Here is a 20,760-nt window from a genome sequence, read left to right as displayed (position 1 = left end):
CGCCCAGCGCCGCCGCACGCACGTCCACCGCACCGCACACCCCGTAGTACCTGCCCTCCGGAGGAGAGACATGAGCCGCAGTGACGTCCTGGTCGACGCCGACTGGGTCGAGGCCCACATCGACGACCCCAAGGTGGTCATCGTCGAGGTGGACGAGGACACCTCGGCCTACGACAAGAACCACATCAGGAACGCCGTCCGGATCGACTGGAGGACCGACCTCCAGGACCCGGTCCGCCGCGACTTCGTCGACCAGGCCGGCTTCGAGAAGCTGCTGTCCGAGAAGGGCATCGCGAACGACGACACCGTCGTCCTCTACGGCGGCAACAACAACTGGTTCGCCTCCTACGCCTACTGGTACTTCAAGCTCTACGGCCACCAGGACGTCAAGCTCCTCGACGGCGGCCGCAAGAAGTGGGAGCTGGACGCCCGCGAGCTGGTCTCCGAGGTGCCCACCCGCGCGAAGACCGAGTACAGGGCCAAGGAGCAGGACGAGTCGATCCGCGCCTTCCGCGACGACGTCGTCGAGGCCATCGGCAAGCTGAACCTGGTGGACGTCCGCTCCCCCGACGAGTTCAGCGGCAAGCTGCTCGCCCCGGCCCACCTGCCGCAGGAGCAGTCGCAGCGCCCGGGCCACGTCCCGACCGCCAGCAACATCCCGTGGTCGAAGTCGGCCAACGACGACGGCACCTTCAAGTCCGACGAGGAGCTGAAGGAGCTGTACCAGGAGGCGGGTGTGGACCTGTCCAAGGACACCATCGCCTACTGCCGCATCGGCGAGCGCTCCGCCCACACCTGGTTCGTCCTGCACGAGCTGCTGGGCCAGGAGAACGTCAAGAACTACGACGGCTCGTGGACCGAGTACGGCTCGCTGGTCGGCGTGCCGATCGAGCTCGGCGACGGCAAGAGCGCCTGAGCCACCTCCCCCTCCACACTCAACTCCTCGTTCCGGAAGGAAGAGCACCCGACATGTGCGGAGCACAGGCAGGCGGCCCCGACGCCTCCTCCATCAAGCCCGGTGAGACGACGATCCAGGGCCAGGTGACCCGCGACGGCGAGCCCGTCACCGGGTACGTCCGGCTGCTGGACGGCACCGGCGAGTTCACGGCCGAGGTCCCCACCTCCGCCACCGGCCAGTTCCGCTTCTACGCCGCCGAGGGCACCTGGACCGTGCGCGCCCTGGTGCCGGGCGGCACCGCGGACCGCACCGTCGTCGCCCAGCAGGGCGGCCTGGTGGAGGTTCCCATCGCGGTGTGACCGTGACCGCGTGACGGCCGCCGACGGCCGTGTGACGTACGGAGGCCGTGCCCCGGGGGTTGGACACCTTGTGCGGGGCACGGCCTCCGTCCTGTCCGGACGCGGATGTCCGGCGCACGCCGGCGGGAACAGGTGCCGGGCGGGCGCTCAGTAGACGAGGGCCTGCACACCCTCGCCCGTGATCTCGCTGACGAACACCTGGGCCCCGGCGATGCGGACGCCCTCGATCACGTCCTTCTCCTCGATCCCGCGCCGCGCCGCGCACTGGGTGCACAGGGTGATCCGCCCGCCCGCCAGGACACCGTCGAGCAGATCGGGCAGCGGCGCGGAGTGCGGCAGCTCGAACTCCGCCGCCCGGCCCGGCAGCGCGAACCACGCCGACTCCCCGGTCAGCCAGAGCGACACCTCCACCCCGCTGGCCACGGCCACCGCCGCCACCGTGAAGGCCTGCGAGCACCGCTCGGGCGCGTCCGCCCCGGCCGTCACCTTGATCACGAGCTTCTTCGACACAGCTGCCATGCGGACCACGGTAGCCCGTGGTGCGTACCGCAATCCGATCGTGACCGGCTCGGGCACAACCTTCTTCCCCGCGTTCTTGTCAGCGAACTGACAAACGTGTGAGGAGATTTCATGTCCACGCCCCCGCCGACACCGGCGGAACCTCCCGAGCCCGCACCCGAGCCGGCATCCGCGCCCGAGCCCGCGCAGGCTCTCCCGGCCGGCTCCCCGCCCCCGCTTCCGCCGGAGGCACCCCCCACGGCACAGCCCGTGTCCCAGCCCGCGGCACAGCCCCCGCCACCGGCCCGGGAGCGGCCGCGCCGCCGCCGCGGCCGTACGGCCCTGCTGCTGGCCTGCGCCGCCCTGCTCGGCGCCGTCGGCGGCCTCGCGGGCGGCTACACCGTCCAGGCCGACCGCGCGCCCACCCCGCTGCCCCCGCTGTCCCAGGCGAAGCTGTCGTACCCGCAGAAGCCGCTGCCCGAGGACGAGGCGCCCGAGCCGCTGACCGCCGAGGAGGACCGGCGGGTGCGCACGGACGGCGATCTGCGCAAGCTGCTCCTGGACCGGCCCGAGGGCGCCCGCGAGCTCGAGCTGAGCCCCGACATCGACGGCTGGCTCTCGCCGTCCGCCTACGCCCGGGAGTTCGAGAACCCCGAGTACATGTTCACCTACCTGACCGGCGGGGACCTGCGCCGCGTCGCGAGCACCGGCTGGGAGCAGGGCAGGTACCGGACGGTGAACGTCAACCTCGTGCAGTTCCGCGAGGAGAAGAGCCGGTCCGCCCTCGAACACGCCCAGGGCCAGCAGGAGTACATGTCCGACGAAGACCACGCGGGCAACGACGGCACCGCGCTGAAGGGGTCGGGCAACGGCCGCTACTACGTCTTCGACGAACCCCACCGCGAGTCCGGCTACCTCCCGATGTACCGGGCCCGGGCCATCGCCCAGCGCGGCGACATCATGATGGACATCTGGATCTACGACACCAAGCCGATCGCCAAGCGCGACATCAGGTCCCTGGCCGAGCGGCAGCTGGAGCGGCTGTGAGCGACCAGGAGAACCGGAACGGCACCGACGGTGCCCCTGCCGAGCCCCCGGCCGCACCGCCGGCCGCACCCACCCCCGCTCCGGAGCCGGGAGCCGCCCCGGAGGCGCCCCCCGCCGCGGCTCCGGACGGGCCGCCGACCACCGGAAAGGGCGGGGCGGGCCGGCTCCGCCGCGTCCTCCTCCCCCTGCTGTCCGCCGCCCTGGTGCTCGGCGCGGCCGGCGGCGGACTGGCCTACACCAAGGCCACCGTGGAGGCCGCCGACGTCTCGGCCCCCACGAAGATCTGGGAGAAGCCGGCGAAGGACCCCTCCGAGGACGATCCGGCACCGGACCCCAGGGAGGGCCGCACCGACGGCGAGCTGCGCAAGAAGCTGCTGCCGGTCCCCGAGGACTTCCGGCTCGGCCCGGACGTCTCCGAGTTCGGCAACGACACCGAACTCAGCGGCAGGCAGGCCCAGGCCCTGCTGCGCCAGAGCGGCAAGGACCTGCCGGGCAGGGAGCGCCGCCGGCACCGCGAGTTCGTGGAGAAGCTGCGCGTCCAGGGCATCGTGATGCGTACGTACGCCTCGTACGACGACGAGTTCACGGCCGAGATCCAGATCTCGCGCATGAAGAACGAGAAGGGCGTCAAGGACCTGAGCCGCTTCCAGTCCGGGCTGGCCGACGCCCTGTCGGTCTTCCGCGACGGCCCGAGTATCAAGGGCCACAAGAACGCGCGGTGCTTCCTGCCGCCCAAGGACGGCGACTCCGAACTGGAGACGATGTTCTGCACCGCCTACCAGGACGAGTACCTGATCTCGTTCCAGGCCGACGGCGTCAAGCCCTTCCGCGGGAAGGACGCCGCCGAACTGCTGAAGGACCAGCTCGACCACCTGGTGTCCCCCGGGGAGTACGTATGACCGAGCCCGTGACAGACCGGCCGGAGCCGGCCGCGCCCGCCGTCCCGCCGCAGGCGGAGCCGAGCACCGGGGCGGCGCGGACCGCGCAGACCGCGCAGGCGGCCGCCGTGCCTCCCCAGCCGTCCGCTCCCCCGGCCCCCGTTCCGGCCGTGCCCGTTCCCCCCGCGCCGACGAAGCGCCGCCGCCCGTCGGCCCGCGTCCTGCGGGCCGTCGGCCGATGGACGGCCGCCGTGACGGTCTTCGGCGTGTTCTGCGCGGGCACCGCCTACGGCATCACGCGGCTGGAACGCCACGAGGTGCCGGGCCTGGCCACCGAGAGCGACGGGCGCTGGGAGTACCCGCGGCTCACGCTGCCCGCCCTCCCCTCCGGCTCCCCGCGCCCCTTCGCGCAGGGCAACGAGGGGGAAGTCCACCACGCCGACCTGCGCGAACTGCTGATCCCCCCGCCCGAAGGGGCCGAGGAGGACGGGAAGGACGGTAAGGACGGGAAGGACGGCGGACTCCCCCCGGCGAAGGGCGGCTGGGTCACGGTCGAGGAGTACACCGGCCTCTACGCGAAGGGCGAGCACGAGGAGCTGCGGCAGCGGCTGGCGGACGACGCCGTACGGCACATCGCCGCCCGCGGCTGGGTCATGCCGGACGGCACCCGCACCAGCGTCCACCTGCTGCGGTTCAACAGCGGCGCCGTCGCGGACGACTTCTACACCGACGCGGTGTACGGCGGCCTGGCCCCGGGGCTGACGCTGGACAGGGCACCGGGTTCGGAGCTGGACGAGAGCTGGCCGTCGAAGGCCGTACCGGAGAACGTCGAGATCGAGGTGTACGACGAGCCCAAGCCCCGCGGTGAGACCCACACCCGCCAGGCCTACCTGCTCGCCGGCGACACCGTGGCCCTGATCGTCCAGACCCGGAGGGGGACGGCTCCCGCGGTGCCGTTCCGGCAGACGGTGATCCTCCAGGCCCAGCTCCTGGGCTGAGCCTGCCGGGTCCAGCTCCTGGGCTGAGCCCCGGAGCCCGCCGGGACCGGCCCCGTGGCGGGGCGGCGCACCTCACAGCAACGCCCCGCCACGGGCCGACTAGACTCGTCGGCGGGCCGCCCACCGGCCCGTACGTCCGTGCCGAGCCCCCGAGGAGCGCTCCCGTGCTTGAGGCATTCTTCACCGCCCTGCTGGTCCTGGTCTGTATCGGCGTCCTGGCGTTCACGGGCCTGACCGTGAAGAAGCTCTACCAGGGCCAGCGCTGACCCGTTCCGTCCCATAACCTGGGCCACGCGTACGGCCTGGGCCCGGGCCGCACCGCAGACCACACGCCCTCGACAGATCGTCTGAGCACCCCATGATCGAGATTCCGTCCGACCTGCACCCGGACCTCGTCCCCCTCGCGTTCCTCCTGGGCGACTGGGCGGGCGCGGGCGTCGCGGACTTCCCGGACCGCGAGCAGTGCAACTTCGGCCAGGAGGTCACCTTCTCCCACGACGGCCGGGACTTCCTGGAGTACGTCTCGCGTACCTGGGAGCTGGACGACAAGGGCGAGAAGGTCCGCCCGCTGGAGAGCGAGAGCGGCTACTGGAGGATCGACGCGGAGCGCCGGGTCGAGGCCGTCATGGCCCGCGACCGGGGCATCGTCGAGGTCTGGCACGGCGAGATGGCCGAGCAGAAGCCGCAGATCGACCTGGTCACGGACGCCTTCGCCCGGCTGTCCTCGGCCGGCGAGTACTCCGGCGGCAAGCGGCTGTACGGCTACGTCAAGGGCGACCTGATGTGGGTCGGCGAGCTGGCCACCCCGGACCCGGAGCGCCCGCTGCGCCCGTACATGTCGGCGCACCTGAAGAAGGTCGTCGACCCCAGCGAGTGGGCCAAGGACCTCAAGGACCTCCCGGACGACGGGATCGCCTTCTTCAAGTAGGCCGCTTCCTCACAGGCAGACCACTCCCCGTTTCCCCGGGCGGGCCCGGGCGGCGCCGATATCCGCTTGCGCGCCCCCGCCGCCCGGGGCAGCCTTCGTCCGGTACCCGACGAAGGCGGAGAGATGACCACCCAGGCCCACCCGGTCGACCGTGAACTCGTCCAGGCCGCGGCCCGGGTGGCCCGCACTCGCTGCCGGGGCGACAACCACACCATGGCCGCCGCGGCCCGCGCCCGCGACGGCCGGATCGTCACCGCGGTGAACGCCTACCACTTCACCGGAGGACCCTGCGCCGAACTGGTCCTCATCGGCACGGCGGCCGCCCAGGGGATCTACGAACTGGACACCGTCGTCGCCGTGGGCGACCGCGACCGGGGGATCGTCCCTCCGTGCGGACGGTGCCGCCAGGCGCTTCTCGACTACTTCCCCACGCTGAAGGTCATCGTCGGCGCCCCCGGCGGCGAAGGGGCCCGGGCCGTCCCCGTGGCCGACCTGCTGCCCGAGAGCTACGTCTGGGCCGACCACCAGCTCGACACCGCACCGGACACCGAACCGGCCACCGAACCGGCCACCGGGCCGGGCACCGAACCGAGGGCCGGGGAGACCGCGCCGCCCGGTGCGGGCTGAAGCCCCGGCCGGGGCCGGGCCTCCGGCAACACCGATTCCGTCCGCATTCCCGGCGCCCCTCCTACACTGGCCACTGTGGTGAGCACCGACTGGCAGAGCGACCTACGCAGACGCGGATACCGGCTGACGCCGCAGCGCCAGCTCGTGCTGGAAGCCGTGGACAAGCTGGAGCACTCCACTCCGGACGACATCCTCGCCGAGGTGCGGCGCACGGCGGGGAGCGTGAACATCTCCACCGTCTACCGCACGCTGGAGCTCCTGGAGGAGCTGGGGCTGGTCAGCCACGCCCATCTGGGCCACGGCGCTCCCACGTACCACCTGGCGGACCGGCACGACCACATGCATCTGGTGTGCCGGGACTGCACCACGGTGATCGAGGCCGACATCGCGCTCGCCGCCGACTTCACCGGCAGGCTGCGGGAGGAGTTCGGCTTCGACACGGACATGAAGCACTTCGCGATCTTCGGCCGCTGCCGCGACTGCGCCGGGCGGGCCGCCGGGGGAAACGCGGTGGAGGACACCGGGGCGGAGGACACCGAGGGGGACGCGGACGGGAGCGCGGACGGCTCCGGGTCGTAGGCTGGCCGCATGTCGTACAAGAGCCCCCTGCTGTCGCTGCCCGGCGCCGTCCCGGCCGAGGCGCCGGACGAAGGCGTCGCCGCGCACTACGGCGACCTCTTCCGCGAGCAGCGCACGCTCGCCGACGGCGGCGGAGTGGTCGACCTCTCGCACCGCGGTGTGGTCACCGTCACCGGCGAGGACCGGCTGAGCTGGCTCCACCTGCTGATCACCCAGCACGTCAGCGAGCTGGAGCCCGGCCACGCCACCGAGGCGCTGATCCTCTCCGCCAACGGCCACATCGAGCACGCGCTCTATCTGGTGGACGACGGCGCCACGACCTGGATGCACGTCGAGCCGGGCACCAAGGAGGCGCTGATCGCCTACCTGGAGAGCATGAAGTTCTTCTACCGGGTCGAGGTCGCCGACGCCACGGCGGAGTACGCCGTGGTGCACCTCCCGGCGGGCTCCATCGCCGATGCGCCCGAGGGCGTGGCCGTCCGCGAGACGGCGTACGGGCGGGACCTGTTCCTGCCGCGCGGCGAGCTGGAGTCCTACGCCGCCTCCCTGGGCCCGGCGGTCGGCGTGCTGGCGCTGGAGGCGCTGCGCGTCGAGGCGCACCGGCCCCGGCTGGGTCTGGAGACCGACCACCGCACCATCCCGCACGAGCTGGGCTGGATCGGCACGGCCGTCCACCTGCAGAAGGGCTGCTACCGGGGCCAGGAGACCGTGGCGCGCGTCCACAACCTGGGGAAGCCGCCGCGCCGGCTGGTCTTCCTCCACCTGGACGGCAGCGAGGTGCACCTGCCCGGCCACGGCACGCCCGTGCGGCTGGCCAAGGACGGCGAGGAGGGGCGGCAGCTCGGTTTCGTCACCACCTCGGCCCGCCACCACGAGCTGGGCCCGATCGCCCTGGCCCTGGTGAAGCGGAACGTCCCCGTGGACGCGGAGCTGCTCGCAGGCGACACGGCCGCTGCCCAGGAGACCGTCGTCGAGCCGTGAGCGTGCCCCGGCGGGCGGTGCGGCCCGGGAAGTGGAAGCGGCACGCAGGGGCGCGAGCCCGACCGCCGGGTGCATACTGGCGTTAATGACAAAATCGGCCGTAGCCCGGCGCCACCTGCCCACCAGCCCCTTCAAAGCCCCTGTCGCACCGCCCGACAAGCACTTCGCCGAGGGCGAGCGGGTCACCCACGACACGTACGGCCTCGGCCGGATCGTCACCGTCGAGGAAGGCGTCGCGGTACTCGTCGACTTCGGGTCCAAGCAGGTGCGGATCCTCAGCCCGTACCTCAAGCTGAACGCTCTCTGAGGCCGCCGCGCACGGCCGCCGCACGGCGGCCGGCCGCCTCCCCCCACACCACGTTTCCGCCCCGAGAGGCAGATCTCCCCATCGACACCACCGAACTGTTCTCCGCTCCCGACCAGGCGCCCACGACCCCCAAGGCGGCGGCCCGGCCACCGGCCCGGAACCCCTTCCAGGCACCGGACTTCGGAGACATCCCGGACTACGACGAGGCGGAGGAGACCGGAGAGCCGCCGTTCGACGCCGACACCGCCCCTGCCGCCGACACGGCCGGTGCGTCCCGCGCCGCCAAGGGCGAGGGCCCGGGACGGGACGGCGGCGGCGGCAGGAAGCGGCCGTCGAACCCCTCGCGCCGCAGGCGCGACCGCTCCCGGCAGGTCAGGCGGGGCGCCCCCCGCCGCTGACGGCGGCCGCCGCCCTGGCCTGGAGCACGGCGAGGACGCCCACCGGGACCGTCTGCACCACGGTCCACGCCTTCCCCATCGCGGTGAGGTCCGGCAGGCCGGACGCCAGGACGGCCAGACTGAGCGCGAGCCGGCCGAACCCGCAGGCGGCCACCGCACGCACCGCCCCCGGCCGGACGTACGGCGGCCGCGCCACCAGGCCGACCGCTCCCCCGCCCGCCAGCATCCCCGCGCCCACCGCAGCCACCACCGCCGTACCCGGCCCCAGCACCCTGCCCAGCGGCGCGGCGGCGGCCAGGTAGACGAGCCCGACGACGGCCATCCCGGCCGCGTCCAGGGCGAGCAGGCGACGGACCGGGGGACCGGCGTCCCGTCCTGCCCTTCCACCTGCCTTCTCATCCCCTCCGGCCGCGACCGGGCCGTTCCCGTTGCTCATGGGCTCCTCCGTCCGTCCGCACCGCACGTACGGCCGCAGACTGGCCCCATAACCTGACAGCCGCCGTCATGTTTTCCGGACACACTCGGCGGTGTGAAGTCCGACCGGCTGCTGTCGATCCTCCTGCTCCTCCAGACCCGCGGCCGGGTGCGGGCCGCGGAGCTCGCCGAACGCCTGGAGGTGTCGGTGCGCACCGTCCACCGCGACATCGAGGCCCTGTCGGCCGCCGGGGTCCCGGTGTACGCCGAGCGCGGCCGACACGGCGGCATCGCCCTGCTGCCCGGCTTCCGCACGGACGTCACCGGGCTGACCGCCGACGAGGCGCGGGCCCTGTTCGTCCTGGCGGGGCGGGGTGCGCACTCCGCTCTGGGACTGGACGGGGCGCTCGCCTCCGCGCTGCGCAAGGTGATGGCCGCCCTCCCCGCACCGCACCGCCCGGCGGCCGAACTGACCAGCCGCCGCGTACTGGTCGATCCCGAGCGGTGGCTGGCGCCACCGCGCCCGGCCGTGGACCTGGAGCCACTGCACGCCGCCGTCCTCACCGACCGGCGGCTGCGCATCCGCTACCGGCACGGCGGCCGGGAAAAGGCGCGCACCTACACCGTCGATCCCTACGGGCTGGTCGCCAAGGCCGGCACCTGGTACCTGGTGGCCGACCACCGCGGGCGCGGCCGGTTGTTCCGCGCCGACCGGCTGTCGGACCTCGCCGTCGCCGAGTCGCCGGTGCGGCGCCGCGAGGGCGTGGAACTGGCTCAGGTGTGGGCGGAGTTGCGACGCGAGGTGGAGGACCGTCCCGGCGGCGTCCGGATCACGGCGCGGGTGCGGCGTGGACGGCTGGACATGGTGGTGCGCATCGCGGGCGCACACCTCGCGGGCGAGCCCTCCGCCCCGGACGAAGCGGGCTGGGCGCGCGCCGAGTTCGACTACCCGGTCCTCCCGGCGGTCCGCCAGCTCCTCCAGTTCGGCGCCGACGTGGAGGTGCTCACCCCACCCGAGGCCCGCGCGGAACTGGCCCGCGCGGCAACGGAGATCCACTCCCTGTACGACGGCGCCTGACACCCGCGCGCCCTGCGGCCACCACGGCCGCAACGCGAAAGGACCGTATCCGGCGACTCATGGGCGCGACTGGCCCCACACAACAGCGAGTGGTACCGTTTCTTGTACCACACGAAGAGAGGGGTGACCGTGTCCATCACCGCCAGCGAGGCTCGCAGGAACCTGTTTCCCCTGATCGAGCAGGTCAACAACGATCGCGCTCCCGTGCACATCACGTCCCGCAACGGGAACGCCGTACTGCTGTCGGAGGAGGACTTCGCCTCCTGGCAGGAGACGATCTACCTCCTGCGTTCACCCGCGAACGCCCGCCGTCTGGCCGAGTCGATCGCAGAGGCCGAAGAAGGCCGGGTCTCGCCTCGTGAGCTGATCGAGGTCGACGACGCCGAGTGAAGATCGTATTCACCGAGCACGGATGGGCTGACTACGTCCACTGGTCCGAGACGGACCGCCGTATGACCAGACGTGTCAACCGGCTCATCGAGGAGAGCAAGCGAGACCCCTTCGGAGGCATCGGCAAACCGGAACCGCTCAAGGGCGACCTCAGCGGTTACTGGTCCCGGAGGATCGACGAGGAACACCGGCTCGTCTACCGGGTCAGAGGCGATGAACTCATCGTGGTCCAGGCCCGCTACCACTATTGAGCTCGGGCGTGAAGGCCGGGGGGCGGTCCAGCGCGGCTCTACCACTTCCGTCCCCGGGCCACTCCCGCAGGCAGCACCCGCTGGTTCGGCTCAGCCGGCGAGCCGGTCGTCCTTGACGGCGGTGAGGAACGACACCCAGGTGTCCGGGGCGAAGGCGAGGGCCGGGCCGTGCGGGGTCTTGCTGTCGCGCACGGGGACGGTGCCGGGAAGGTTGTCGGCAACCTCGACGCAGGCGCCTCCGTCCTGGTTGCTGTAGCTGGACTTGCGCCACCGTGCGGCGGTTATCTCGTGCGGGGAGGTGGTCATGAAAGTTCCTCCAGGAGTCGGAGTAGGAACTCCGCCGAGTCGCGCGGGGTAAGGGCCTTGTCGCGCAGCCGATCGTAATCGACCTGGAGCCGCTCGACCTTGGCCGCTTCCTCGACCAACTCCCCGTTGTAGCCCGTCTCCACCCAGGCGACCGTTCGGCCGTCCAGTAGCCGCAGGAGCCAGGTGTCCGTGTTGACCAGCTCGCACAGGCCCGCGGAGAAGGGAAGCACCTGGACCGTCACGTTCCGCCGTCTCGTCATCTCCTCCAGGTGCTTCAACTGACCGCGCCATGCCTCGATGCTCGGCAGCGGGCGGCGCAGGACCGCCTCGTCGAGGATCGCGCGGAGCTGGGGTGCGCCGTCACCCGTCAGCACATCCCGACGGCTCATCCGTGCAGCCACCTGCTGATCCAGTTCGCTGCCAGGGTCCAGACCGCCCAGCATCAGCAGTTCGCGGGCGTACTCCTCGCTCTGGAGCAAGCCCGGCATGAGGCTGGGCGAGTAGGTCTGAATACTCACCGCCTCGCCCTCGAGTGCCATGAAGCGGCGGTACTTCTCGCGGAACTGGGTGGCGTCCCCGGCCGCCAGTTCCCACAGGGCCAGCAGCAGGCCCGGGGTGCCGTAGTACTGGTCGAGAGCCTGGGCGACGTCCGGGCTGCCGATGGTGTGGCCGCTCTCCATCTTGCCGAACAGCGACCAGTCCCAGCCCAGGGCCTCACCCAGCTTCCGCAGGCTGTCGCCGCGTTCGGTGCGCAGGGTGCGCAACTCCTCGGCGAACCGCCGGCGCGGCTCCTGGCTGCGGCCCGTGACCACTCTTCTCGGCGGCATTCCGTCCCCCTCCGTGGAATGTGTGGAAGCGGCGCCGGGCGGCCGGGAAGGGCTTCCCGGCCACGGGTGTTCGCGCTCCACTCCGGTTCATGCTCGTAAAGCGAACGCGACCGACGGTAGTCGCGCTGTCGCTTCTCGCACAGGGATACGGTGGAGGGATCACACCATATGGTGATGAAGGACTCGGATCAGGTTGGGGAGCAACGAACCGGGGAGGCGGAGGCGGCCCGCGACGCGCTCGCCGAGGCGCTGCGGCGGGCGGGGATCCGGTTCCCGGCCGTGGACGTCCGCACCCCCGTGCGCGCGGACGGGGCGGCCGGTTACGCGATGGTGGTCCTCGGCGAGTGCTCCGCGCCGGTGGCACGGGAGTTGGCGGCCGTCATCGAGCGGGGCGCCAAGAGGAGTGCGGTGTGACGGCACTCCCGTTCACCCCGGCCGTCGAGCGCCCGTGGCGTGACGGGTGGCCGCTGCCGGCGCACACCGACGACGCCAACGGCTGGACCACGGGCGGCTGTTGGCTGTACTGCCGCCGCGAGGGCGTGCGCGTGCTGTGGATCGGTTCGGTGCGCACTCCCGGCGCGGCGGGCGACGTGTACGCGTGCGGCCCGTGCATCGCGGGGCTGGACCACATGGTGCGCCTCCAGTCCCACGGCCGGGACGAGCCGCCGGGCGGAACGGGCGGCGCAGGCGGCGCTACGGGGACCGTCGCGTGCGGGCACCGGCGGATCGGGAGGCTCGGCGGCAAGGTCCGCTGCCGCGACTGCGGGCGGCAGATCTACCTCTGAGTCGCCCTCAAGGCTGCGAAACCCCGGGCCATAACACCGTGTTATGGCCAAGTGGTAGTACCCAGCCCGTTCCGCTTGCGGGAATCCTGGTGCCTCCCCCACAGGCGACACGCGAACCACCGCGTGTATCCGGAAGCGAGGCACCCCTTGCGAATAACCAGGCTCGTCCCCGCTCTGATCGCGGCCATGGCCGCCGTTCTCTCCCTCTTCGTGCTGGCCCCGGCCGCGTCCGCCAAGGACGCGCCCGGCAGCGGCGGACCGCAGCCGATCATCGGCGGCGGGTACGCGCAGAACGCGCCCTGGGCCGCGCGGCTGTTCTCCAACGGCCGTGAGACGTGCTCCGCGACGATCATCGCGCCGACCTGGATCCTCACCGCCAAGCACTGCGTCAGCGGCGGCGGGCTGTCGTTCCGCATCGGCAGCCTCGACCAGCACAGCGGCGGCACCGTCGCCAACGGCACCCAGATCTACAACCACTCCTCCTCGGACCTGTCGCTGGTCCGCCTGGACCGCTCGGTCTCGGCGACCTACGCCCGCCTGGGGCAGCCGGGTTCGGTGCGGGTCAACCAGACCGTGCAGGTCTACGGCTGGGGCGCCACCTCCCGGTGCGGCTCCGAGGCCAACTGCCAGTCGCGGTACCTGAAGGTCGCGAACGTGATCGTGACCGGCGGCTGCTATGACGCCTACTACGGTTCGGCGATCTGCGCCCGCCGCGGCGACGGCATCACCGCGGGCGGTGACTCCGGCGGCCCGATGATGGCGAACGGCGTCCAGGTCGGCGTCGCGTCCACCAGCGACCGGCAGACCACCACGGCCTACACCAACGTGACGGCCTACCGCTCCTGGATCCAGTCGATCGCGGGCGTCTGATCCCGCGCGGTCCGTTCTCACGGCGGTCCGTTCTCACGGCGGTCTCTTCCTCCGGGTCCTCCCCGTTCCGCCTCGGCGGAGCGGGGAGGACCCGTTTCCGGCTCCGGGCGGTCGGCCCCGGCCGGTCACGCCCGGCCGGTCAGAGGGTTTCGCTGAGGGTGTCGGCGATGCGGCGGCGGGAGGCGCGGGCGGCGGGGACGGCCGAGACCGCGACCGCGCCCGACACGGCCGCGGCGGCCACCAGCAGCAGGACGCCGGGGTGCGGGTACTGGGCTATGCCCGCGCCGATGCCGCTGGAGCGGCCCTGCGCGTCGATCAGCCACCGTCCGGCGGCGGCCCCCAGCACGGTGCCGGCCAGGGCGGCGGCCAGGGCGGTGAAGGCGGTGGAGACGGTGATCACGCCCGCTATCTGGCGCGGGGTCAGGCCGATGGCCTTCAGGGCGAGCAGGTCGCGTCCCCGGTCGCGGACGCGGGCGCCGAGGACGGTGGACAGTTCGGTCAGGCCGATCAGGGCGAGGACGGCGATCAGTCCGGCGAGGACGCCGCGCACTCCGGCCAGTTCGTCGGCGGGGTTGGCCGGTTCGCGGACCTCCAGGCGCCCGTCGAAGGAGGCGGTCAGTTCGGCGCCGACCTCCCCGGCGTCGGCGCCCTCGCGCAGGACGAGGTGGTGGACGTCGGGCGCGGCCGGGCCCGGGCCGTCGCCCAGGTCGAGGTTGTCCAGGGAGGTGGAGATCACCCGGCCGCCGTCCTCGGGTTCGATGGAGCGGCCGGTGATGTGGAGGATCTGCGGGCGGCCCTGGACGGTCATCCGCACCCAGTCGCCGACGCGTACGTCCAGCAGGTCGAGCAGCCCCTGCCCGGCGACGGCCTCGTCCGGGCCGTCGGGGAGGCGGCCCTCGGCGAGGGCGAACGGGTAGGGGTCGGCGTCGGTGCCCAGGCCGCGCAGGGTGATGGTGGCGGTCTGGCCGGGGACGAGGGCCTCGACCTCCGTGCCGGGGTGGACTGCGGTGACGTCGGGGTGCGCGGCCAGCAGCCGCTCGGTGCGGGCGCGGTGGCCGGCCTCGGAGGAGCCGGGGAAGCCGGAGCCGTCCGGGGAGTTGTCGCGCACGGTGAGGGCGGCGGGCAGGCCGACCTCCTCCGGGTGCTCGTGGAAGCGGTCCACGGTGGCCCAGGCGCCCAGCGCGGCGGTGATCATCGCCAGCGGCACGGCCAGGCGTCCGACGGCGGCCAGCGAGCGGGCCCGGCCGGGGAAGGCGCCGCGCCAGCCGAGGACGAGGGCGGGCGGTGCGTCCCGGCCCAGGGCGCGCCGCTCGGGCAGGGTCAGCGGGCCCAGTCCGCGCGGCACGGCCGTACGCGCCACCGGTACGGGCGGCACCCGGCCGGCGCGCCAGGCGGCCAGCGAGGTGGCGGTGGCGATGAAGAGGACGGAGGCGCCGGTGGTGGCCAGCACCGTCCAGGTGTGGCCGGGCAGTTGCCGCCACACGTCCACCGCCTCGCCGATGCGGCCGGGGATGCGCGCGCCCAGCAGTTCGGTGCCGGCCGCTCCGCCGGCGACGCCGAGGAGGGCGAAGCCCAGGTGCTGGACGAGGAAGACGCGGACGACCTGGGCGGGGGTGAAGCCGATGGCCTTCAGCACGGAGATGTCGCGCAGATGCCCGTGGACGCGGGTGCTGATCGCCCCGGCGACCGCCAGGGCGGCGGCCAGCAGCGCGCCGAGTCCGAAGAGGGCCAGGAGCAGGCCGAGCAGCCGCCCCTCGCCGGCGGCCTCGGCGCGGGCCTGCTGCCAGCGGGTGACCTGCGAGACCTGGTCGGCGCCGAGGGCGGTGACGGCGCGCTGGACCATGAAGTCGGTGTCGCCGGGGTCCGCCAGGCGCAGTCCGACGGTCTGCCCGGTGCGCTCGGGGTCGGGCTGGATCGCCTCCAGGGCCTTTCTCGGCAGCCAGCCGATACCGGGGGTGTCGCCGGGGGCGTAGCGGGGCTCGGCGGTGTCGGCGACGCCGGTGACGCGCAGCGTGTGCTCGGTGCCGCGCGCCCCTCGTGCGGTGAGGGTGTCGCCGGGTTCGGCCCACAGGGCGCGGGCGAGGGAGCCCTCCAGGACGATCTCGTCGGCGGCTCCGGCCGCCGGCCAGCGGCCGGCGGTGACCAGCGGGCGTCCCACCTTCGGCGGTTCGGGCCCGGTGGCGCGCAGCTCCGCGGTCGCCCGCGCGCCGCCCAGTTCCACGGTGGTGCGGGCGGTGCGGAAGGGGCCGGACAGGCCCGTGACACCCTCCAGGTCGCGCAGTTGCCCGGGCTGGGCGCCGTCGCGGGTGTGGATCCACACGTGCGCGCCCTCGGACTGGGTGAAGACCCGCTGCCAGGGGTCGGCCGTGTAGGAGAACAGCGCGCCGGCGAGCAGCAGGGAGGCGACGATCCCGGCCGTGGCCAGGACGGTGAACAGCGCCTCGCCGCGGTGCGCCCGCAGGTCGGCGTGGGCCCAGCGCAGGGTGGCGCGCACGTCGTCCTCAGTCCTTCAGTTCCAGTACGCCGGCCACGCCCTTGCCGCGCCGCCGAAGGCCCGGGCCGTCCGCGTCCAGGGCGGCGTCGTCGGCTATCCGGCCGTCGAAGAAGCTGATGACGCGGTCGGCGGCGCTGGCCATCCGGGCGTCGTGGGTGACCAGCACGATGGTCTGGCCGCGGCCGTGGAAGCGGGAGAGCAGGCGCAGCACCTCGCGGGTGCCGCGGCTGTCGAGGCTGCCGGCGGGCTCGTCGGCCAGCAGCAGGTCGGGGTGGTTGACCAGGGCGCGGGCCAGGGCGACGCGCTGCTGCTCGCCGCCGGACAGCTCGCCGGGCATGCTGCGCTCCTTGCCCTCCAGGCCGAGTTCGGCCAGGAGTTCGGCGCGGTCGGCGCGGGCCCCCTTCGGGCTGCCGCCGGCCAGCAGGGCGGGCAGTTCGACGTTGTCGGCGACGGTGAGGTTGGAGACGAGGTTGAAGAACTGGAAGACGATGCCGATGCGGCGGCGGCGCAGCACCGCCCACTGGGACTCGCCGTAGGAGTCCAGGCAGGTGCCGTCGAACCAGATGCTGCCGGCGTCCGGCCTCTGGAGGCCGCCGAGCAGGTGGAGGAGGGTGGACTTGCCCGCGCCGGAGGGGCCGGTGACGGCGACGAACTCGCCGCGCGAGACGGTCAGGTCCACGCCCCGTACCGCCCTGGCCGGGGCTCCCTCGCCGTGGTGGGTCTTGACCAGGCCCTCGGCCCGCAGAAGAGGGGGCGCCTTCGCCGGTGCGGCGGGGCCGGTGCCGGCCGGCGCCTGGGAACGGCTCATTCCAACTCCTCCTGACAGCGTTCCAGCCAGTCGAGGTCGGCCTGGAGGTGCAGCATCGCGCCCTCGATCAGCAGTTGCGCCACCCGGTTGTCCCGGTCCTCGGCCGCGGCGAGCCGGGACAGCTCGCGCATGGTGTTGAGGTACTGGCGGCGCTGCTTGTTGATCAGTGCGATCTGGTCGGCCAGGCCGGTCTGCGGGGCGATCGCGAGCTTCATGAAGAACTCGTCGCGCACCCGGGGTTCGTCGGTCGGTTCCTCGAACCACGCCCGCACCGCCTCGCGCCCCGCGTCGGTGAGCCGGTAGATCCGCTTGTTGGGCCGGGCGGACTGTTCGACGTCCTCGCCCTCGATCAGTCCCGACTTCTCCAGCCTGCCCAGCGTGACGTAGATCTGCCCGACGTTCGGCTGAGGGTACGCGGCGCCCAGCAGCTTCTCAAGGGCACCTTTGAGCTCGTATCCGTGGGCGGGGCCGGCCGCGAGGAGGGCCAGGAGCGGCAGACGCACGCGCGCACTCCTCCTCCCCGTCCCGTGCCGGGCCGGTGCCGGGCCGGCGGCCCCTTCCGGGCGGCGGCGGCCCGGTCGGCGGTGCGCCGGCTGTCTGTCGGTCGGCGTCTAGTATCGCCCATGCCCAACGGGTATATATGGGCGTCCGGTGCTCGACGGTGAGGCCGCGCACGACCGGTGCGCTGGGGAGGGACCTATGCGGTGGACGCGGGCCGCGGGAAGGGGGCTCCTGGCCGCCGCCGTGGTGCTGGCGGGTTACGCCGGGCTGGGCTCGCCGGCCGCCGGTCCGGTCGCGCACGCCGGGGGGCGCGGCCCCGTCACCCTGGTCACCGCCGGTGACCTGACCGACTACCTCGACCCGGTGCTGGAGGACTGGAACCGCGCGCACCCGGGCGAGGAGGCGACCCTGGTGGAGTTGCCGGACTCCGCCGACGAGACCCGCGCCCAGATGGTCACCGGCCTGCGCTCGGGCAGTTCCCGCTTCGACGTGCTCAACATCGACGTGGCCTGGACCTCGGAGTTCGCGGCGGCGGGCTGGATCGCCCCGGTGGACCCCGGTCGCTTCCCGCTGGACGCCCTCCTGCCGCCGGTGGTGGACACCGCCACCTTCGGCGGGCGGCTGTACGCGGTGCCGTACGTGACCAACGCCGGGCTGCTGTACTACCGCTCGGACGTGCTGGCGAAGGAGGGCGAGCGTCCGCCGCGCACCTGGGCCGAGCTGGAGCGGCTGGCGCGCGAGGTCGCCCCCCGGTACGGGCTAGAGGGCTACGCGGGCCAGTTCCTGCCGTACGAGGGGCTGACGGCCAACGCCACCGAGGCGGTGCGCTCGGCGGGCGGCTCGCTCCTGGGGGACGAGGGCGCGACGGTGACCGCCGACTCCGAGGCGACCGTGCAGGGGCTGGCCTTCCTGGCCGACGGGGTGCGCGAGGGCTGGATCCCCGAGGAGTCGCTGACCTGGAAGGAGGAGGAGTCGCGGCAGGCCTTCCAGGACGGGCGGCTGCTCTTCCTGCGCAACTGGCCGTACGTGTACGCGCTGGCCGGCGGCGAGGGGTCGAAGGTGGCCGGGAGGTTCGGGGCGGTGCCGCTGCCCGGCCCGGACGGTCCGGGCGTCAGCGTGCTGGGCGGCTCCAACCTGGCGGTCAGCTCCCTGTCCCGGCACCCGGAGACGGCGGCCGACCTGATCGCGTACCTGACCGGTGAGCAGGTGCAGCGCCGGGTGCTCACCGAGGGGGCGCTGCCCCCGGTGCGGGCGTCGCTGTACGCCGACCCGGAGCTGGTGCGCGCCTTCCCCCATCTGCCGGCCCTGCGCAAGAGCGTGCTGGCGGCCGAGCCGCGCCCCAAGAGCCCGCGCTACGACCAGGTGAGCCTGGTGGTGCAGGCGGTGGTGCACGACGCGATGGCGGGGCGGCAGACCCCGCGGCAGGCGGTCGCGCGGCTGGCGCGCGAGCTGCGGTCCCTCGCGCACGAGGGTGCCGGGCCTTCCCGCGAGGACTGATCGGCTCGCGGCTTCGCGCCCTCTCAGCCATCCAGCTTCTACATACACGTTAAGTACCAGCACTCCTTCTTCAGCACCCCCTGCCCAGACATACCAGGGCATACAAGGGCGGCTTCTCGACCACTCGTTGACACCTCGATGACACCCGTACATAACATGCATGCATAACAGCGGCTCCGAACAGCGGCTCCGAAGCATGTGCTCCGCGAGCGGGAACGGGATCACGAGGGATGCTTACAGCCACGACCGACCACGGCGTCTCACCCCGCATCGCGCGACCCGCTTCCTCCCCCGGCGCGTCCCGGAACTGGTGGCGGGACGCGGTGGTCTACCAGGTCTACGTCCGCAGCTTCCTGGACAGCACCGGCGACGGCATCGGCGACCTGGCCGGCGTCCGCGCCGGGCTGCCGTACCTGCGGAAACTGGGCGTGGACGGCATCTGGCTCAGCCCCGTCTACCCCTCCCCCCAGCACGACCACGGCTACGACGTCGCCGACTACCTCGACGTGGACCCGGTCTACGGCGACCTGGAGGAGTTCGACCGCCTCGTGGCCGCCGCCCACCGCCTGGGCCTGAAGGTCGTCCTCGACATCGTCCCCAACCACTGCTCCAGCGAGCACCCCTGGTTCCGCGCCGCGCTGGCCGAGGGGCCGGGAGGCCCGCACCGCGCCCTCTTCCACTTCGCCGACGGCCGCGGCGCGGAGGGCGAGTTGCCGCCCAACAACTGGCGGGCGATGTTCGGCGGCCCGGCCTGGTCGCGCGTCACCGAGCCGGACGGCGAGCCCGGTCAGTGGTATCTGCACCTGTTCACGCCCGAGCAGCCCGACCTCAACTGGCGCGACCCGGCCGTCGCCGAGCACTTCGACCAGGTGCTGCGGTTCTGGCTGGACCGGGGCGTGGACGGCTTCCGCGTCGACGTGGCCGCCGGGCTGTTCAAGCACCCCGAACTGCCCGACTCCCCCGACCCGGAGGCCGACGAGCGCACCCGCGACTCGGTCAACCCGCTGGCCTGGAACCAGCCCGAGGTGCACGGCGTGTGGCGCCGCTGGCGCGCGCTGTGCGACGAGTACGCCGAGCGCGACGGCCTCGACCGGCTGCTGGTGGGCGAGGTGTCGGTGCCCACCGCCCGCGAACACGCCGAGTACGTACGGCCCGACGAGCTGCACCAGGCGTTCTTCTTCCACCTGCTGGGCGCGCCCTGGGACGCGGACGCCTTCCGCAAGGTCATCGGCGAGGCGCTGCGGGACATCGCGGGCACCGGGTCCACCGTCACCTGGGTGCTCAACAACCACGACCAGGTCAGGACCGTCACCCGCTACGCGGGCGAGGGCAGCGGGCCGGGCAACCCCGGCCTGGGCGCCGCGCGCGCCCGCGCCGCAGCCCTGCTGATGCTGGCGCTGCCCGGCGCCGCCTACGTCTACCAGGGCGAGGAGCTGGGCCTGCCCGAGGTGGTGGACCTGCCCGACGAGGTGCTCACCGACCCCATCTTCCGCCGCACCGGAAGCCGCAGCCGCATCCGCGACGGCTGCCGCGTCCCCCTGCCGTGGTCGGGCCACGCCTCGCCCTTCGGCTTCAGTTCGGGCGCGGAGGAGGCCCGCCCGTGGCTGCCGCAGCCCGAGTGGTTCGCCGAGCACGCCACCGACCGGGCGCTGGCCGACACCCGCTCGTTCTGGCACCTGTACCGCGACGGCCTCCAGCTGCGGCGCGATCTGCCCCAGCTCGGCGAGGGGACGCTGCGCCGGCTGGACGCGCCGCCGCAGGTCCTGGCCTTCGAACGCGGCGACGGGCTGGTCTGCGCGGTCAACTTCGGCACCTCCCCCGTGCCCGCCCCGGTGCCCGGCACCCCGCTGCTGGCCAGCGGCGAGTGCCCGGACGGGACGCTCCCCGGCTCCACCGCCGCCTGGTGGGTCGCCGACCCCGCGCCCGCCCCCCGCTGACCTCCCGCTGACCTCCCGAAAACCCCCGGAACTCACCGACTTCACCGACCTCCCCACACCATCCACCCTCCGGCCCCCGGGCCGGCCGACCCCGAGAGGGACAG

The 20,760-nt window shown here is 73.2% G+C and carries 24 protein-coding genes and 1 pseudogene; 18 read left to right on the top strand and 7 right to left on the bottom strand.

Going from position 1 to position 20,760, the window contains the following annotated elements; all coding sequences use genetic code 11:
* The first annotated feature begins 70 nt into the window (after positions 1-70).
* On the top strand, positions 71-916 hold the full coding sequence (locus tag CUT83_RS16650) for a sulfurtransferase (RefSeq protein ID WP_093847171.1): 846 nt from the start codon (positions 71-73) through the stop codon (positions 914-916).
* A 53-nt stretch (positions 917-969) separates the two neighbouring features.
* Positions 970-1,257 (top strand): DUF1416 domain-containing protein, encoded by a 288-nt coding sequence (locus tag CUT83_RS16645; RefSeq protein WP_093847173.1) that lies wholly within the window; start codon positions 970-972, stop codon positions 1,255-1,257.
* A gap of 147 nt (positions 1,258-1,404) precedes the next feature.
* Here CUT83_RS16645 and CUT83_RS16640 read toward each other — a convergent pair whose 3' ends face one another.
* A complete protein-coding gene (locus CUT83_RS16640; RefSeq protein ID WP_093847175.1) occupies positions 1,405-1,767 on the bottom strand; it encodes a DsrE family protein in 363 nt (120 codons plus the stop codon).
* 258 nt (positions 1,768-2,025) lie between these two features.
* Here CUT83_RS16640 and CUT83_RS16635 point away from each other — a divergent pair, with 258 nt between their 5' ends.
* The 8 genes and pseudogenes from CUT83_RS16635 (at position 2,026) to CUT83_RS16595 (ending at position 8,100) form a co-directional block, all read left to right on the top strand.
* On the top strand, positions 2,026-2,802 hold the full coding sequence (locus CUT83_RS16635) for a hypothetical protein (RefSeq protein ID WP_173915091.1): 777 nt from the start codon (positions 2,026-2,028) through the stop codon (positions 2,800-2,802).
* A complete protein-coding gene (locus tag CUT83_RS16630) occupies positions 2,799-3,701 on the top strand; it encodes a hypothetical protein (protein WP_194074714.1) in 903 nt (300 codons plus the stop codon). The genes CUT83_RS16635 and CUT83_RS16630 overlap by 4 nt, the downstream gene beginning before the upstream one ends.
* Complete coding sequence (locus tag CUT83_RS16625) at positions 3,698-4,678, top strand: hypothetical protein (protein ID WP_101256634.1); 981 nt, start codon at positions 3,698-3,700, stop codon at positions 4,676-4,678. The genes CUT83_RS16630 and CUT83_RS16625 overlap by 4 nt, the downstream gene beginning before the upstream one ends.
* Before the next feature lie 358 nt (positions 4,679-5,036).
* Complete coding sequence (locus CUT83_RS16615) at positions 5,037-5,606, top strand: heme-binding beta-barrel domain-containing protein (RefSeq protein ID WP_101256632.1); 570 nt, start codon at positions 5,037-5,039, stop codon at positions 5,604-5,606.
* Between the two features lie 123 nt (positions 5,607-5,729).
* Positions 5,730-6,140: pseudogene (locus CUT83_RS16610) on the top strand (cytidine/deoxycytidylate deaminase family protein); the annotation flags it as partial.
* Positions 6,141-6,308: 168 nt separating this feature from the next.
* On the top strand, positions 6,309-6,812 hold the full coding sequence (locus CUT83_RS16605) for a Fur family transcriptional regulator (protein WP_101256630.1): 504 nt from the start codon (positions 6,309-6,311) through the stop codon (positions 6,810-6,812).
* Between the two features lie 9 nt (positions 6,813-6,821).
* Positions 6,822-7,793: a CAF17-like 4Fe-4S cluster assembly/insertion protein YgfZ gene (gene ygfZ / locus CUT83_RS16600; RefSeq protein WP_101256629.1), complete on the top strand. Its 972-nt coding sequence runs from the start codon at positions 6,822-6,824 to the stop codon at positions 7,791-7,793.
* Between the two features lie 85 nt (positions 7,794-7,878).
* A complete protein-coding gene (locus CUT83_RS16595; protein ID WP_101256628.1) occupies positions 7,879-8,100 on the top strand; it encodes a hypothetical protein in 222 nt (73 codons plus the stop codon).
* A gap of 372 nt (positions 8,101-8,472) precedes the next feature.
* Here CUT83_RS16595 and CUT83_RS16590 read toward each other — a convergent pair whose 3' ends face one another.
* Positions 8,473-8,934: a hypothetical protein gene (locus CUT83_RS16590; protein WP_101256627.1), complete on the bottom strand. Its 462-nt coding sequence runs from the start codon at positions 8,932-8,934 to the stop codon at positions 8,473-8,475.
* 93 nt (positions 8,935-9,027) lie between these two features.
* Between CUT83_RS16590 and CUT83_RS16585 the strand changes: the two genes are divergently transcribed.
* From CUT83_RS16585 to CUT83_RS16575, 3 genes are all read left to right on the top strand, one after another.
* Positions 9,028-9,990: a helix-turn-helix transcriptional regulator gene (locus CUT83_RS16585; RefSeq protein ID WP_101256626.1), complete on the top strand. Its 963-nt coding sequence runs from the start codon at positions 9,028-9,030 to the stop codon at positions 9,988-9,990.
* Positions 9,991-10,119: 129 nt separating this feature from the next.
* Complete coding sequence (locus CUT83_RS16580) at positions 10,120-10,380, top strand: type II toxin-antitoxin system Phd/YefM family antitoxin (protein WP_101256748.1); 261 nt, start codon at positions 10,120-10,122, stop codon at positions 10,378-10,380.
* Positions 10,377-10,631, top strand: a complete 255-nt coding sequence (locus CUT83_RS16575) for a Txe/YoeB family addiction module toxin (RefSeq protein ID WP_101256625.1) — start codon at positions 10,377-10,379, stop codon at positions 10,629-10,631. Before CUT83_RS16580 ends, CUT83_RS16575 begins: the two co-directional genes overlap by 4 nt.
* A 90-nt stretch (positions 10,632-10,721) precedes the next feature.
* On the opposite strand, the gene CUT83_RS16570 is transcribed toward CUT83_RS16575, so the two are convergent.
* Both CUT83_RS16570 and CUT83_RS16565 read right to left on the bottom strand, forming a co-directional pair.
* Positions 10,722-10,937, bottom strand: a complete 216-nt coding sequence (locus CUT83_RS16570; RefSeq protein WP_101256624.1) for a DUF397 domain-containing protein — start codon at positions 10,935-10,937, stop codon at positions 10,722-10,724.
* The gene (locus CUT83_RS16565; RefSeq protein ID WP_101256623.1) at positions 10,934-11,764 is read right to left on the bottom strand and encodes a helix-turn-helix domain-containing protein; all 831 of its coding nucleotides are present in this window, start codon (positions 11,762-11,764) and stop codon (positions 10,934-10,936) included. The genes CUT83_RS16570 and CUT83_RS16565 overlap by 4 nt, the downstream gene beginning before the upstream one ends.
* 174 nt (positions 11,765-11,938) lie before the next feature.
* Between CUT83_RS16565 and CUT83_RS16560 the strand changes: the two genes are divergently transcribed.
* The 3 genes from CUT83_RS16560 to CUT83_RS16550 all read left to right on the top strand — a co-directional run bounded on the left by CUT83_RS16560 (position 11,939) and on the right by CUT83_RS16550 (position 13,419).
* On the top strand, positions 11,939-12,178 hold the full coding sequence (locus CUT83_RS16560; protein ID WP_101256747.1) for a hypothetical protein: 240 nt from the start codon (positions 11,939-11,941) through the stop codon (positions 12,176-12,178).
* The gene (locus CUT83_RS16555) at positions 12,175-12,549 is read left to right on the top strand and encodes a hypothetical protein (protein ID WP_240957738.1); all 375 of its coding nucleotides are present in this window, start codon (positions 12,175-12,177) and stop codon (positions 12,547-12,549) included. Before CUT83_RS16560 ends, CUT83_RS16555 begins: the two co-directional genes overlap by 4 nt.
* Positions 12,550-12,696: 147 nt before the next feature.
* Positions 12,697-13,419 carry a S1 family peptidase gene (locus tag CUT83_RS16550; protein WP_165869402.1) on the top strand — a complete coding sequence of 241 codons (723 nt, stop codon included), beginning with the start codon at positions 12,697-12,699 and terminating at the stop codon, positions 13,417-13,419.
* A gap of 139 nt (positions 13,420-13,558) precedes the next feature.
* Here the strand turns inward: CUT83_RS16550 and CUT83_RS16545 are convergent, their stop codons facing one another.
* Genes CUT83_RS16545 through CUT83_RS16535 form a run of 3 tightly spaced genes read right to left on the bottom strand, consistent with a single transcriptional unit; the run spans position 13,559 to position 17,224 of the window.
* Positions 13,559-15,913 carry an ABC transporter permease gene (locus CUT83_RS16545; RefSeq protein ID WP_101256621.1) on the bottom strand — a complete coding sequence of 785 codons (2,355 nt, stop codon included), beginning with the start codon at positions 15,911-15,913 and terminating at the stop codon, positions 13,559-13,561.
* Between the two features lie 7 nt (positions 15,914-15,920).
* A complete protein-coding gene (locus CUT83_RS16540) occupies positions 15,921-16,721 on the bottom strand; it encodes an ABC transporter ATP-binding protein (protein ID WP_101256620.1) in 801 nt (266 codons plus the stop codon).
* Complete coding sequence (locus tag CUT83_RS16535; RefSeq protein WP_101256619.1) at positions 16,718-17,224, bottom strand: PadR family transcriptional regulator; 507 nt, start codon at positions 17,222-17,224, stop codon at positions 16,718-16,720. The genes CUT83_RS16540 and CUT83_RS16535 overlap by 4 nt, the downstream gene beginning before the upstream one ends.
* Positions 17,225-17,420: 196 nt before the next feature.
* On the opposite strand from CUT83_RS16535, the gene CUT83_RS16530 reads away from it, so the two are divergent.
* Together CUT83_RS16530 and CUT83_RS16525 are read left to right on the top strand one after the other, a co-directional pair.
* Complete coding sequence (locus CUT83_RS16530) at positions 17,421-18,719, top strand: ABC transporter substrate-binding protein (RefSeq protein ID WP_101256618.1); 1,299 nt, start codon at positions 17,421-17,423, stop codon at positions 18,717-18,719.
* Positions 18,720-18,949: 230 nt separating this feature from the next.
* On the top strand, positions 18,950-20,656 hold the full coding sequence (locus CUT83_RS16525; protein ID WP_101256617.1) for a glycoside hydrolase family 13 protein: 1,707 nt from the start codon (positions 18,950-18,952) through the stop codon (positions 20,654-20,656).
* The last annotated feature ends 104 nt before the right edge of the window (positions 20,657-20,760 follow it).

The sequence above is a fragment of the Streptomyces barkulensis genome, from assembly GCF_002843305.1.
GTDB classification, from domain to species: Bacteria; Actinomycetota; Actinomycetes; order Streptomycetales; family Streptomycetaceae; genus Streptomyces; species Streptomyces barkulensis.
Note: the sequence above shows the minus strand (reverse complement) of the source record. Positions and strands in the feature narration are given on the sequence as shown.

Excerpts from the sequence above, each read along its gene's own strand:
- CUT83_RS16625 (WP_101256634.1), top strand. The coding sequence starts at position 3,698 with ATGACCGAGCCCGTGACAGACCGGCCGGAGCCGGCCGCGCCCGCCGTC.
- CUT83_RS16570 (WP_101256624.1), bottom strand. The coding sequence starts at position 10,937 with ATGACCACCTCCCCGCACGAGATAACCGCCGCACGGTGGCGCAAGTCC.
- CUT83_RS16595 (WP_101256628.1), top strand. The coding sequence starts at position 7,879 with ATGACAAAATCGGCCGTAGCCCGGCGCCACCTGCCCACCAGCCCCTTC.
- CUT83_RS16560 (WP_101256747.1), top strand. The coding sequence starts at position 11,939 with ATGAAGGACTCGGATCAGGTTGGGGAGCAACGAACCGGGGAGGCGGAG.
- CUT83_RS16645 (WP_093847173.1), top strand. The coding sequence starts at position 970 with ATGTGCGGAGCACAGGCAGGCGGCCCCGACGCCTCCTCCATCAAGCCC.
- CUT83_RS16540 (WP_101256620.1), bottom strand. The coding sequence starts at position 16,721 with ATGAGCCGTTCCCAGGCGCCGGCCGGCACCGGCCCCGCCGCACCGGCG.
- CUT83_RS16590 (WP_101256627.1), bottom strand. The coding sequence starts at position 8,934 with ATGAGCAACGGGAACGGCCCGGTCGCGGCCGGAGGGGATGAGAAGGCA.
- CUT83_RS16530 (WP_101256618.1), top strand. The coding sequence starts at position 17,421 with ATGCGGTGGACGCGGGCCGCGGGAAGGGGGCTCCTGGCCGCCGCCGTG.
- CUT83_RS16615 (WP_101256632.1), top strand. The coding sequence starts at position 5,037 with ATGATCGAGATTCCGTCCGACCTGCACCCGGACCTCGTCCCCCTCGCG.
- CUT83_RS16565 (WP_101256623.1), bottom strand. The coding sequence starts at position 11,764 with ATGCCGCCGAGAAGAGTGGTCACGGGCCGCAGCCAGGAGCCGCGCCGG.
- CUT83_RS16650 (WP_093847171.1), top strand. The coding sequence starts at position 71 with ATGAGCCGCAGTGACGTCCTGGTCGACGCCGACTGGGTCGAGGCCCAC.
- CUT83_RS16525 (WP_101256617.1), top strand. The coding sequence starts at position 18,950 with ATGCTTACAGCCACGACCGACCACGGCGTCTCACCCCGCATCGCGCGA.
- ygfZ (WP_101256629.1), top strand. The coding sequence starts at position 6,822 with ATGTCGTACAAGAGCCCCCTGCTGTCGCTGCCCGGCGCCGTCCCGGCC.